The sequence below is a fragment of the Paraglaciecola sp. genome (assembly GCF_030730205.1).
Classification (GTDB): domain Bacteria; phylum Pseudomonadota; class Gammaproteobacteria; order Enterobacterales; family Alteromonadaceae; genus Paraglaciecola.
Window position 1 is genome coordinate 1 of the sequence record NZ_JANQVQ010000194.1, and the last position, 12,436, is coordinate 12,436.

Annotated in this window: 8 protein-coding genes; 2 read left to right on the forward strand and 6 right to left on the reverse strand. The window is 39.3% G+C overall.

Features of this window, described 5'->3' with window-relative positions; all coding sequences use genetic code 11:
- From NWQ57_RS13040 to NWQ57_RS13065, 6 genes are read right to left on the reverse strand one after another with little or no spacing between them, the layout of a single operon-like run.
- A complete protein-coding gene (locus NWQ57_RS13040) occupies positions 1–1,071 on the reverse strand; it encodes a GNAT family N-acetyltransferase (protein WP_306022588.1) in 1,071 nt (356 codons plus the stop codon).
- Positions 1,064–2,077, reverse strand: a complete 1,014-nt coding sequence (locus NWQ57_RS13045; protein ID WP_306022589.1) for a polysaccharide deacetylase family protein — start codon at positions 2,075–2,077, stop codon at positions 1,064–1,066. The genes NWQ57_RS13040 and NWQ57_RS13045 overlap by 8 nt, the downstream gene beginning before the upstream one ends.
- Positions 2,074–3,213, reverse strand: coding sequence for a glycosyltransferase (locus NWQ57_RS13050; protein ID WP_306022590.1), 1,140 nt, complete (start codon positions 3,211–3,213; stop codon positions 2,074–2,076). Before NWQ57_RS13050 ends, NWQ57_RS13045 begins: the two co-directional genes overlap by 4 nt.
- A gap of 17 nt (positions 3,214–3,230) precedes the next feature.
- Positions 3,231–4,202 (reverse strand): glycosyltransferase family 2 protein, encoded by a 972-nt coding sequence (locus NWQ57_RS13055; protein WP_306022591.1) that lies wholly within the window; start codon positions 4,200–4,202, stop codon positions 3,231–3,233.
- Positions 4,202–6,808: a hypothetical protein gene (locus NWQ57_RS13060; protein ID WP_306022592.1), complete on the reverse strand. Its 2,607-nt coding sequence runs from the start codon at positions 6,806–6,808 to the stop codon at positions 4,202–4,204. Before NWQ57_RS13060 ends, NWQ57_RS13055 begins: the two co-directional genes overlap by 1 nt.
- The gene (locus NWQ57_RS13065) at positions 6,805–7,941 is read right to left on the reverse strand and encodes a GNAT family N-acetyltransferase (RefSeq protein ID WP_306022593.1); all 1,137 of its coding nucleotides are present in this window, start codon (positions 7,939–7,941) and stop codon (positions 6,805–6,807) included. Before NWQ57_RS13065 ends, NWQ57_RS13060 begins: the two co-directional genes overlap by 4 nt.
- Before the next feature lie 203 nt (positions 7,942–8,144).
- On the opposite strand from NWQ57_RS13065, the gene prsT reads away from it, so the two are divergent.
- Both prsT and NWQ57_RS13075 read left to right on the forward strand, forming a co-directional pair.
- Positions 8,145–10,913, forward strand: a complete 2,769-nt coding sequence (gene prsT / locus NWQ57_RS13070) for an XrtA/PEP-CTERM system TPR-repeat protein PrsT (RefSeq protein ID WP_306022594.1) — start codon at positions 8,145–8,147, stop codon at positions 10,911–10,913.
- Between the two features lie 146 nt (positions 10,914–11,059).
- Positions 11,060–11,914: a PEP-CTERM sorting domain-containing protein gene (locus NWQ57_RS13075; RefSeq protein ID WP_306022595.1), complete on the forward strand. Its 855-nt coding sequence runs from the start codon at positions 11,060–11,062 to the stop codon at positions 11,912–11,914.
- Positions 11,915–12,436: the final 522 nt, after the last annotated feature.

Genomic DNA, 12,436 nt, shown 5'->3' on the forward strand with positions numbered 1-12,436 from the left:
TTACAAACTAATGTATTTGCGTACTTTAGGGCCCAGCCAAGTCGTCAAACCTAAAGGCAAAACAGACCATGTATTTTCTACCATCGCACGTATTTTTCCAGGCTCAACATTGGCGGCTAAATTAGCATTTTCGTCGCTATTAACTTGATTTGGCAAATACCAATTCAACGCGATAGGCTCTGCACCCCATTGCTGTTTAAACTTAAATGTACCTTCCCCGAAGGTTGAGCGGCCAAAATCGAATTCTTTTATGCCATTGTCTGCTACATATTCAAGTAGTGACCAATACAACAACATATTGGGTGCCAGACGATTAAATTCAGCTAAGGTTGAGGCCCAAGGAATACATGCTTTATCTTTATTTATCAGCACTATACCTGCGCCAATGGGTTTGTCATCTGAATATATTACCGATATCAACATTTCACTGTTGAATTGTTCAAATAAACATTGATACCAGGCTTTACTGTGCACTGGCGAGCCTAATTTACGCATATTATGCACAAAAACCTGATAGAAATGATCGAGTAATTGTTGGCTGCAACCCGTTTCAAAACGTAAGCCATTTTTTTCAGCTTTTCTGATTTGACTGCGTAATTTAGATTTAAAACCAGCCATTAAGGTTTCTGATGAATCTGGTAAAGTCAGTATCATCCTGACTTTTTGACCTGGTTTGTCTTGAGCTAATACACGGTGCTCTGAGTCGCGATATTCATACTTATTTACTTGAGAATTGATTGTCTGTAGTTCGGCCAACAGCAGGTCTCTAATTTCTTCATTATCGGCTAATGCGTAACCTACATCACAAAATGGCAGCGAGCAGAGCTGCGAGCCTTTAAAAGGGATCTGCATGATAGTGGCAGGCAAAATACCTGTAATTTTGTTTGTGCCATTTTGATTTATATAGGCCAGTACACTGACATTTTTATGATGGTAAGCGGCTTGAACACTGCGCACCCACGCAAAGTTATGATAAGGGGTGGCTTTTGGGTGCTCGTTTACGTATCTATTCCAAGCCTGCTGATCACTGTTTTGCGCCAATCGAATTTGGATACCTTGATTGTCACTCATTTGAAGTCTGCTCTTCACTTAGTCTTTTACCTGCTTCTGATATCGTGCAGAACTCCAAGTTAACCGATTGTTGAAGTTGAGAAATGTACGACCTAATGGCTTCGGTTATGTATTTGTATGCGTCACGATTACCCACCAGACTATTATTGTTATCAATTAAGCTGGAGCTATGCATAAACATGTGCAGTACTTGCGTACCATTTGCAAGTGCGGATTTTGACAGGTCAAGCAATTGTGGCACATCAAACAGTTCAGGGCTTAAATAACTTTTTCGCAGTAGCTTAGTTCGCCACGCTACCCCGGTTATGCGGGTCCAGCGCAAGGTCGGATGTTCCATCATTCGATACGCTTTTTCGCATAAGCTTGAATTTTTGTGGTTGAATCCTGCGGTAACCGGTAACTCAAAAATAAGTTTTTGCTGATTATCTTCTTGCAAAGGCGCGTTTAGATTGGGCCAATAGGGTCTTTCAGGTGCACCATGACACGAAAAGTATTCGTTTTGCCAAAATGGGTACACACTGGAGTCAAGTGTGAAGTTATATTTGGTTAAGAGTCGCATCACTTTAGCGTCTATTCCCCATCTGCCCGTTCTAAATGACCTTGGTTGTTCGCCAAACTGAGAGCTTAAAAGCTTAACTAAAGAGGCGAGTTTTTGTTCTACTTGCTCTATGGGTAAATTAACCACATGGGATTCTTTATCACTAACGTGGCCAAAATAAGGTGGGTTACACCAAGGATGTAAATGGGCACCGATTTCACAATTTTCTTTAAATTCAGGTTGTTTAAACACAGCGGCGGCTTTATCGTTTTCTGCAACTGCATAGTCAATAAAATAAGTGGGTTTAACACCTAGGTCATTACAGAGGTGTTGAAAGTCACTGAGCCGAAAAACATTATCGATGCTAAAGTTTTTTTGTGGGAATTCGCCTGACCAATCCCATTCTTCTTCTGTGTCTACAGAGAGAACAAATAAAACTGTTTTTTTGTTGTCTCTGTTATTGCTCATTGTACCGTCCGTGTAAGTTGCTCAAATAAATCGGTGTATTCATTCGCCATTCTTTTGGCTGAATAGTTATCATACACAAAGCGTTTTGCCTCGGCAGTCAATTTCTTTGCCAAAACGTCGTCGAATAAGAGTGATTCCCAATATTGTTCAAGCAGGGCCTTGTCGCCTAATGGTGCTAATAATCCAGACTGATTATGGGTGATAAGCTGATCGATTCCTGCAATATTATAGGCTGCAACGGGGATTTCTGCAGCAGTGGCTTCCATTAGACATCTAGGGATCCCTTCTAAGGTGGACGTCATGACAAATAAATCGAAAGATTTTAATAAGGCCAGTCTATCATCTCTGAAGCCCAAAAATTCAATGTGAGTCGTGCTAGGGAGTTGTTTGGCATAGGATTCAAGTTCAACTCTTTGATCACCATCACCCAGTAAGATGAGTCTGGTGTTTGGATGCTTATCGTGAAGCGAGTCAAAGATATCAAGTAAGTCACTTATATTCTTGCGGCTAATCATTTGGCCGACAAAACCTATTCTTTTCTCACGTGACTCGCTTTTTTGAGGTGCAGGAAATGCCTCAACTTCAGACAAATCGACGCCATTTTGAATATAAAGTACTTTTGAATCTTTGACACCAATGCGTTTGCAATCTCGCATTAATTGCTTTGATAATGGGACGACTTTTGTGGCAAAACGCATGGCTTGGCAACCAAGCCAAATAAAGGTGCGAAGCTTTAAATCTTTGGCATTTTCAAATCCGTGTGGGGTGACGACACAATGGATCCCTGCTTTTTTGGCCGCTAGTACGCCTATAATATCCGACTTGTAACCGTGGGTATGAATAATATGAATGTTTTTATCTTTTATCAGCTCAACCAGTTTTGCTACCGCAGTTAGGTCGAATTTGCTCGACATGGGGATTTCATAGCTGTCTAACCCTAGTTTTTTGTATTCTTTACACAGCTCTAAATCAGGGTTTGCAGCTTCGGCCGTAACGACCAAATCGCACTTTACTTTACTTGGATCGAGATGTTTAGCCAAGGCCAAGATCCAACGCTCAGCACCATAGAATCCCGTAGGGCAGATAAACTGAAGCACATTAATTGTTGTCTTATTACGTTTGATTTCTTCAGTCATGGAGATCCGTTATGTACTTATTTGTGATTTGCGCCGATGGCTTTAAACAACCCTGCAACGGTGCCAATGGCTCTTGCTGGAAAGTAGTAAGTGTAAAAGGTTAAAACTGAGCCAAAAGAGACACTATTTTTCGCCATTGAATACAGCCGCATACTGTAAGCTACTACGGGCAACATTCCAAGAATCAAAAAGATAAGAGCAGCACTTATAGACAGGAAGAGTACACTGAACAGGCTCAAAATTAAGCATGTAAAAATAGCGATTGGTATGATGAAGCTAGGTATTTCTCGCAGCGGAATTTTACGGCCTTTGATTGACTGTAAGTTAGATTGGCCTCGCCAAATCTCTTTTTTAAACATGTCTGTGTACACTTTATCTTCACCAATATGGATGTACGACGCATCAGAGGTGTAATATAAATCACCTAGTTTGGCTGCTTTGTCGGTAAAATAATAATCTTCACAGGTAATTAAATGTTCTGGAAAGCCGCCTATTTTCTCAAATGCATTTCGCGTCATAAAAAGATTGCGGCCAGGTAAAAAGTTAAGATTGCAATCAAGCTCTGCGTTGCTTAGATGCGTGCGAATTTTTTCTAGTGCAGGTGCTTCGGTATCACACACCTGCATTGCACTTACTATGATTCGGTTTTCTTTTGACAGATGTTTATGCATCTCTACGACCCAATTAGCTGATAAAGCGATATCCGCATCAAGAAATGCTAAAAAGTCACCACTGGCCGCTTTTACACCAATATTCCGAGAGGCTGAAATGCTTTGCGAAGCAGTTTGAATCAATACTTTAAGACTAACATCAGGTTCGTTAATCAGTATTTCAGTTTGAGTTTCTGGTGTTTGACTGACTACAATAATCTCAAACTTGTTTCGGGGGTAATCCAACCCAACGATCGATTCAAGCGTCTGTTTTAACATCTCGAAACGCCCTTTATGAGGGATGATAAACGAAACAAAGTTTTTACTGCTAAAGGTCATTATTTTCCTAATCGTTTCATTAGCCAACGATATTCATTCGATACTGAAAGTGATTTCAAGCGTTTAAACAATTGCTGAAAAAAGCCGTTTACCATACCGGTTTTCATATAGGGCGCCAAAGGCCAATCATATTTTGGTAGTTGAAGCGAAGGCAGCGCGTCAGCATCAAGGTAGTAGTCTAATGTTCCACTATTTTGCATTAGAAGTGCAAGTACTCTGGTGTAAGTCTTTTCCGATGAATCCGATAATTTTGCGACTACGTAATCTTGAAAGAAACTGGCTTTCTGTAACATTACGTCATTCTTCTTACCACCGTAGTACCAAGCCGCTGCAAGTACCGCGGCTTTACGCAGATCTTGAGCTGTCCAAGTATCATTTGGAAATTCAAGAATTTCGGGATTTTCAAGATAAGGTGACTCGTAAGCTACGATCCATTGCGCATAATGAAGTAAGGCATCTCGGGCATAATAGAATTGCGAGTCGAGTTGATTACTTTTGCGTTTAACGTCTAAATAGCGCGTTACTGCTTGCAAAAATACGGTATAAAACCAAGAAAACTCTACGTTTTTAAGATCCCTGTTTTCAATCACATCATTAGGATGAATAGTATTTTTTATTACATGTTCAGCACGAGTTAAGTAGGTTATTTCTTGGGTTAACTCATAGCTATCTAATAAAGCGACTAGCAAGTTTGCTGTACCGCGGTCGAATGGATACTGACCTGTTAGGTGATTTTTAAGTCCAGGTACATGGCGGTTTTTGATTCCTAGCAACAGTTCAAAAAGTGTGTCTGTGCCATCATACACATTGCAAATCCATTGGCTTAGCGTTAGTACCGCTTGCTTTGAGCTAACATCGCCCGTTAATAGATAATGATAAGTGAGCCCAGTTGTATAGCAATGTTGACCTCCAGGACCACCACCACCAGCGTGATCTTGATAAACATCACTTTCTTGGCGCTTTGAATAAGATCGATGACTTGAGGTATAGGCTTTAACATAATGATCGGTGTGCCAGAATAAACCGCCGTTATATTCGGCTTTGTCGTTTGTGGTGTGATAGATATCGATGTTTTTTACATGATGTGCAAGGTCATTTGCTAAGGTTAACCAAGCAGCTTTGCCAGTTGCGAGATATTGCCGAATAAATCCATAGAGCGGGTCATATTGATTGTTATAATGTGAAATAAATAGCTCATCACCGTCATAACCTGCAGTCTCGTGATCAGCAAATAAGTCCCCGAAATTACGCCAGCCGTATTCGTCTATTTGTTCTCGTTTACTAAAAAAGTTATTTGTAGCGCTTAAGCCTAATTGCAGTAAATCAGCAAGATCTGTTGATGCATTTAAGTTGAGGGATAAATTATCGATAACATCACAGGTTTGGTACCAGTCTTTGTCAAGATGAATGACAGGTTTGTTAAAAACCCAATCAAGATTATTTTCTGTTGTTTTGCTCGTGCTAAGCCACACTATTTTAGTGAGTTTTTCGCCACCCTGTAACTCTTGAGCGATTCCATTAAGTTCAGGTAGAAGGTCCAATTCAATAAGCTTGTTAGTATATGAAATTTGGTTTGGAAAGGTTTGCCAGAAATTCTCTATTGCCAGCCCAACATTTACGTCACCTTGCTTATACATTAACCAGGGATTGGGCCGCAATATGTCCGCAACATTGTTCCCATCGACAGTGATTTGCCCACCTTTTTGAGCCAATGGTACATTATTAGATTGATCAACATGATTTGGACTCTGCCAATTCTCGCCACCACTTGAGTGTTGAGCGATTGACCAAACATAATTTTCTAGATTTTGTTGAGGGCAATCGATGCCAAGTAGTGAAAGCGCCGATGGATTTTCTAACTTTACTGGCAATTTAACGGCTTTTAATTTTACTGAATTTTTATCCCCGAGATCCCATTGCCCAGATACATGCTCCGCGGCCTGTGTATTGTGGATCTCTATCTCGCATTGAATAAATGGAGAGTCTTGAATAAAGGTATTTTTAACAGAAAAACGGAGTTTAGATAACTCAGGATGCTTATCTGCTGAGTTGAAACTCCCCATTGTTTTAACAGTTAGTTTTAGGCAATGGCCAGAATGCGGATCAGTTGATGACACAATGTCATTTGTTAATCCGACAGCATTATAGCTTGTATTATTATCACCAAATATGTTGAGCCCAAGCGTGTCTTCGTCAATCACACATAATGAAGGAAGGGTAGGGGAGTGAGAAGACAGATAATAGCGCTGCTCGTTACATACTATATTTATGCGACTATCTTCTTCAGTATAAATGATGCTTTTTGCTGGAATAGTCTGCTTAAAAGGGATCGGTTTATCTGCAACGAGCAAGCTTAAAGCTAAATAATTTGGATACAATGCGAACGAAAGCTCAAGCCACTTAATGCTACCGTCAGGCCATCGATTTAATATAGTGGACGAGAAGGGCAATGTCGCCTTTGAGCTAGACAGTTCTTGGTCGCATAATTGCAGTTGTTTTTCGGACGTAACGAGTCCCTTTGGAAAGGGGCAACCGAATGATACCGGCACATATTGTTGCGTTGGTGCATTTTTAACGCTTAGTTTTATCTTGTGCACTATTTTCATGTTGAACTCTGATGATGGTGATACAGATTCTTAAGTTTTCGCAACTGTTCTCTGATAAGCATATAAAAGGTTGGACGATAAAAACACACTAATTTTTGCTCGGTAGCTAACGTATTGGATAGAGATTTTTTGTATTGAGCTTCTCCCGCAAGAAAATCATAAGTGTTAACTCCAACTGCTATTGCCTGCTCAATAATCATACTGTGTAGCAGCAGGCCCACTTTGATCTTAGGATCTTCATGAAACTCGATCGCGGACAAGTAAAATGACCATGTATTGCTATTAATCAGCAGATAAACGTAGCCTAAACTCTTTCCGTTGTGTCTTAGGCGGTATAAACGGGTGTATTGGTTTGATTGATCGTTGATTAGGATATTTTGATGAAAATCAACAAAAATTGGATTGTTAAAGCCACTGCCATGTATTGTTGGACCCCATTTTTCAATATGAAGTGCAGAGATCTCACTTAGGTATTGCTTTTTGTCAGACTCAGTTTGCGCTAGGCTTAGTTCAAGCTCTCCCAAGCTTTCAAGGCCTCGCTTTGAGCGATTAATTTGGCTGCGTGTGTTTTTGGACAAAGATTGTAAATAATCGCTTAAGGTTGCGTATTTTGATATGTCGGCATCAAATGAGGGAGAACTGATAAGCTCCCTTGTAAAATGATGCTCTTGCTGAAATGCGTTAGTAACATGAAGGGGGGATAAGCCAATAAAAATTTCGTCCCATAAGTCAGTTTGAGCTAACAAACTGTTGAACATTAATTTACGAATATTAGCTGAATCTGACGAAGCAACTAAAAAATCATTGTGTTCAATCCAAACCTGATCCTTGGTTTCACAACCTGTTCTATTAAGCCATAGCTGTTTGAGAGATTTACCATAAAATGTTCTTTTACTTTTTGTTGAAAAAATAGCGAGACCAATTGTTTTATCGTTTTGAGTCGCACGAACAACGACAAATTGAGTGGTAATGTCACTACTGGTGTTTAACCAGGCTGAAATCCAATTCCAGTTCAAAAAGCATGATTGATGGGATTTTTCTTGAAGCACTAACCATTCATCATGCAATGCAAGGCACTCAGTCACATTACAAATGCTGACCGTACATCCGAACCCCTGTTCTAATAAATCCATTATTTAAACTCGCCATTCATGCTTTTTATTATTCTCAAAATGAAAGCAACCTCACCTCAACGCAATAGGCTAACTGGAAAAGGTTCTAAAATCATCTATTCCCTTCCAAAATTTGCAGTTAGTCTGTAACTTAACAATCAAAGTTTGTCTTGTTATCTAACGGGATTTAACAAAGTCATTTTATTTAAAATAGGGAGCAAAAAATGAATCTACAATTAAAGATGATACCTTTGGTTGTTACACTTGCATTAACTGGATGTTCGAAACAGACCCCGGAGGAACTTATCTTTCAAGCTGAAACAAAGCTTGAGAGTAAGCAAGTTGCTGGGGCTATAATAGATTTAAAAAATGTTATTCAGCAAGAGCCACAAAATGCGAAGGCAAGATTGTTACTGGGAACAATTTATGTCGAAACGGGATCTGCAGCCCTAGCTGAGAAAGAGTTTAACAATATAGTCAATAATGATGAGTTATCTGAACAAGTTCTCCCTTTATTAGTTAAAGCGTACGCTCTTCAGGGTAAAAACGAAGAATTGGTCGATTTTGTTAATTCGTTGAAATTAAGAGAGTTCAGTGATGGGGCTCAGTCATCACTCTTACTTTATAAAGCTCTCGCGTATATGAATTTAAATATGAACGCAAACGCGATGAAAGCGATCAGAGAAGCGACGGAAATATCATCGGATTCACTTTATAGTCAGTTAGGCACTGCTTACAAAGAATTCAGTGCGAATAACGTTAGCAATGCTTTGGGAATAGTGGATACTTTGTTGGCAAGTCAGCCTAATTTTGTTGAAGCATTGATGCTTAAGGGGCAGCTTTCTCTTTTAAACGAAGATTACTCGTCTGCTGTTGAGAGTTTTGAAAAGTATTTTGAACAACTGCCTAATTTACCACTCGCAAGATTGTTTTTAGCTGACGCTTATATTAAAAATCAACAATATAAAAAAGCGGAAGAGCAACTATCGTTTTTATTAAAATCTAGCCCCAATCAACCATACGTTAATGAACTGCTATCACTAGTAAAGTACCAAGAGTTAGATTTTCAAAGTGCAAAATTATACTCAGAGAAAGCCATTTTAAATGGTAGAGACACGACTTCCAACAGAATAATTGCTGGGATCAGTGCGTATCAATTGGGTAATTTTGAACAAGCATATGATCACTTTTCTAGCGTCGAAAAAGACTTAACAAAAAATCAAGATATTCAACGGCTTTACATTATGACTAAATTGAAGCTTGGATATTCTACAGAAGCGTTAGACTCAATAGCGCAAATGGATTTGATATCAAATAAAGATTTTGAGTTAATCGCTAATGTAGGCCTAGATTTAGTGAGAAAAGGTGAACGTGATAAAGCCAAAGAATTAATAAACTTGAGTGATGACGTTGAACTGAGTACTCCGCGCCAGCTGACTCAATTGGGCTTATTGCAATTATCATTGAACGACATAGATGGTTTGGTCAATATCAAGAAAGCACTGGAGCTTGACCCGCAATTTAAAGGCGCTAAAGTTGCCTTAGTACAATCATTGCTTGGTAGTGGAGAATATCAAGCTGCCGTCGCGCAAGCCGAAATATGGTTACTCGACGAACCTGATGACCTGTCACTGCAAGAATTGCAAGCGCTAGGGTATTTCAAACTAAAAGATTATCAGAAGGCCACGGAGTCATATAGCAACATCCTGCTTAAGTACCCAAATAATAGTGTAGCTCGAATGTTTTTTGTGGAAAAAGCAATCGAAGATGGGGACTTGAATAAGGCAAATCAGTTAGTTCAAAAATTAGTGATTGATTCTCCGTTTAATATTCAAGCTTTGATTAAAATGTATATTTTATCAGAGCAGGTTGGGGGAAATGGACGGGCTGACTCGTTGAAAAAAATTGAAAGTGCTTATCAAGCGAATAGTAACATTTTTGAGTATTCGCTTTTATATGCATCGGTATTGATGACCGAACAAAAGTTTGCCGAAGCGATAGGTGTTTTAGATAATGTTGACAGAAATGCAAAAAGGCCCCCTTTATTTTGGGCTACCTATGCGGATGCTCTTTTGTTTATTGGAGAATATGGTCGGGCCAAATTAGTTGTTGCTGAATGGATATCCAAACACCCTAATCAATCATCAGCATATTTGCGATTAATTAATCTTGATGACGTAACTGAAGATTATGCAAACGGCATAAAGAATGTTGAAAGAGCGTTAAAACTGTTTCCTGAAGATCAAAAATTAGTCCTTCAGAAAATCTACTTTAGTCTTCAACTCGGAATGTTTGATAAAGTTGAAGCTGGATTACAATCTTATTCAGGGAAAGACTATCCCTTGGTTTATCTGATCAAAGCTAAATTAGCGGAAAGTAAAGGCCAAATGATTCCTGCTCTTGGATGGTACAATAAGCTATACGATGCTAAACCGACAAGTCTTACCGCAACATCTATCGCTAATGTGCTTCTTAAATCTGGAAAAATGCAGGAATTAGAGAGTTTTGTAGATAGTCACTTAAGTAATTATGAGGACGACAGCGGTTTAAGGCTGTTGGTGGCCACAAACTTTGCTTCGAACAACCCTTCTGGTGCGGTAATACAATACGAAAAAGTATTACTGAGCGAGCCCAATAACGTCGTCGCATTGAATAATTTAGCTTTGTTAAAAATACAGTCAGGTGATTTTAAACGGGCCGAAGTGCTTGCTGTCAAAGCGAATCAGGTAATGCCTAAAGTACCAGAAATATTGGATACATTAGCGTCTGCATTGATTGGGCAGAAACGATTCAAGGATGCAGAGAAAACGTTAAATGAAGCGGTTAGTTTAAATAACAACAACGTTGAGATTGTTATCAATTTAGTCAATGTTTTAGTCATTAACGACAAAATTGATGATGCCAAGAAAATTTTGAACAATTTACAAAATAGAGTGAAAAACCGTGAAAAAGAATGGGTTGACCGTAAATTGGTAGAAATTAATTCTCTGTAATTCTAGTGAATTGTGTCTGTTTTTTTTACATTGCCATATGTTGTTGTAAAAAAAACCTATAAAAATCAATGGTTTTTGTTTTGGCATATACCTTGCTTTACTTTAGTTGAGTTATTTAACAGCATTCTTTAACGAGGGAAATAAACATGAAAAAAACATTACTTACTTTAGGCTTTTTAGCTTTCGCATCTCAAGTTGGCGCGGCTCAGTTGAGCTGGGATTTTAGCGCGACGGGTGGTACTGCTAATTCAGGCAACTTAAAAAACAAACTGAACTTCAACTATAATTCTCAGTCGTTAGTTATCGACAGTGATGGTAGTGGTGATTTAACTGTTGGTGATAAGATCACCTCTTACGGTGGCTTCGGTCCTGGCGGTTTCGACTCTTTCGGTGCTTCTGGTTTAGCTGGCCTTGGTTTTGGTGATGTTGACCAGAACAATGTTGGATCATTTACTCCAGGTTTTCCTGCTCCAGTTGGTTATGGTACTGACTACGTTTTCACTTTCTTCTTCAATAATTTGGAAGGTGAGTGGAACGGTTCTGATTTCGTTTATAACAACGGCGGTTCAATTGATTTTGGTGTTTTTACTGCTAATACAGCATCAACTGGCCTAGCAGCAGGTTTTACTTCTTTATTTACTTTGGATATCGCTTACGGTGGTCCTACTGGCACTCCTGGTGCTCAGCAGCAAGTATTTACTGGTACTGGTAGCGGTTTTAATGACGTATTTTCAGCTAAGTCTACAGATGGTGCGGTTATGACTCTAGCTGATTGGGCTGCTCTGGATAAAGTATACTTTGCTACGAGTCAAACTGTGCAAGGCGGCTTACCTGGTTTTGCGTCAGTTGGTGCAGATCTAGACTTATCAAGCGGCTCAGCTGTATTAGCTGCGATCCATGACGGCAGCATGACCATGGATGTTCCAGAGCCTGCAACTTTAGCGCTTTTCGGCTTAGGCTTAATTGGTCTTTCAGGTTTAGCTCGTAAGCGTAAAGCTTAATTAAAAATTCATTTCCCCCGTTAATCAAAGGGATTTGAAATTAGAGGCCGAAGTATCAACAACTTCGGCTTTTTTTTGCCTTAAGTCATGCGACAAACAGTTTGTTGTTTCTCAACGACTATTCTGTTTCAATTAATTCAATCAATCTCCATCATCAGTTAACAATCAAGATAGTAAGCTTTGATGTTTCGGCGCGAAGACTTCCATAATTAAATATTATTACAATGCTATTTGTAAGGCCTTCCTACATTGCGTGTATTACAGGCCAAGATTTAAGCTGGCTAGTCTTGCAGTCTGTTTTTGGCCTAAGTGCAAAAGATAGTTTAGGACAAATGCAACTGGCTTAGTTGTGATGCTTACTACTGTTGGAGGTAGCATGCAATTTTAGACCGTGAGCAGTGTTTATGCCCACATTTTAATGATAACGAAGAGTTATATGGCGTACTAGGTACCTCAATTGCTTATCTTGAAGTTAGTATCAACGATACATCGAATGATTTGGAGCAATGACGTAAACCGAAG

Bases quoted from the DNA above. Each gene is read 5' to 3' on its own strand.
- NWQ57_RS13040 (WP_306022588.1), bottom strand. From the start codon at position 1,071: ATGAGTGACAATCAAGGTATCCAAATTCGATTGGCGCAAAACAGTGAT.
- NWQ57_RS13045 (WP_306022589.1), bottom strand. From the start codon at position 2,077: ATGAGCAATAACAGAGACAACAAAAAAACAGTTTTATTTGTTCTCTCT.
- NWQ57_RS13050 (WP_306022590.1), bottom strand. From the start codon at position 3,213: ATGACTGAAGAAATCAAACGTAATAAGACAACAATTAATGTGCTTCAG.
- NWQ57_RS13055 (WP_306022591.1), bottom strand. From the start codon at position 4,202: ATGACCTTTAGCAGTAAAAACTTTGTTTCGTTTATCATCCCTCATAAA.
- NWQ57_RS13060 (WP_306022592.1), bottom strand. From the start codon at position 6,808: ATGAAAATAGTGCACAAGATAAAACTAAGCGTTAAAAATGCACCAACG.
- NWQ57_RS13065 (WP_306022593.1), bottom strand. From the start codon at position 7,941: ATGGATTTATTAGAACAGGGGTTCGGATGTACGGTCAGCATTTGTAAT.
- prsT (WP_306022594.1), top strand. From the start codon at position 8,145: ATGAATCTACAATTAAAGATGATACCTTTGGTTGTTACACTTGCATTA.
- NWQ57_RS13075 (WP_306022595.1), top strand. From the start codon at position 11,060: ATGAAAAAAACATTACTTACTTTAGGCTTTTTAGCTTTCGCATCTCAA.